Genomic DNA, 451 nt, shown 5'->3' with positions numbered 1-451 from the left:
GAAGGACCTTGTCCACAGATACCGATATACTTGCCTTGGGCGTTACAGGCATCGATAGCCATTTTGAGTAGTTTTTTAACCGCTGGGTCACGTTCATCAAATGATTGAGATACGATACCCGAATCACGGTCAAGACCAAGCGTTAACTGGGTTAAATCGTTTGAGCCGATTGAGAAACCATCGAAGTATTGTAAAAACTCTTCTGCCAATAAGGCATTGGTTGGCAACTCGCACATCATGATGACGCGTAAACCGTTTTCACCACGTTTAAGACCATTTTTCTCAAGTAGCTCTAATACCTTACGCGCTTCTTCCGTCGTACGTACGAATGGAATCATAATCTCAACGTTGGTTAAGCCCATTTCATCACGAACACGTTTTAATGCACGACATTCTAATTCAAAGCAGTCACGGAAATTTTCTGACACATAACGGCTGGCACCACGGAAAC

1 protein-coding gene is annotated in these 451 nt (G+C 43.5%); it reads right to left on the bottom strand.

Features of this window, described 5'->3' with window-relative positions; all coding sequences use genetic code 11:
- Positions 1 to 451 (bottom strand): putative PEP-binding protein (locus M3175_RS26000; protein ID WP_503328635.1); only part of this gene is annotated, 451 nt, incomplete at both ends.

The sequence above is a fragment of the Robertmurraya korlensis genome, assembly GCF_023715225.1.
Lineage (GTDB): Bacteria > Bacillota > Bacilli > Bacillales > Cytobacillaceae > Robertmurraya_A.
Note: the sequence above shows the minus strand (reverse complement) of the source record. Positions and strands in the feature narration are given on the sequence as shown.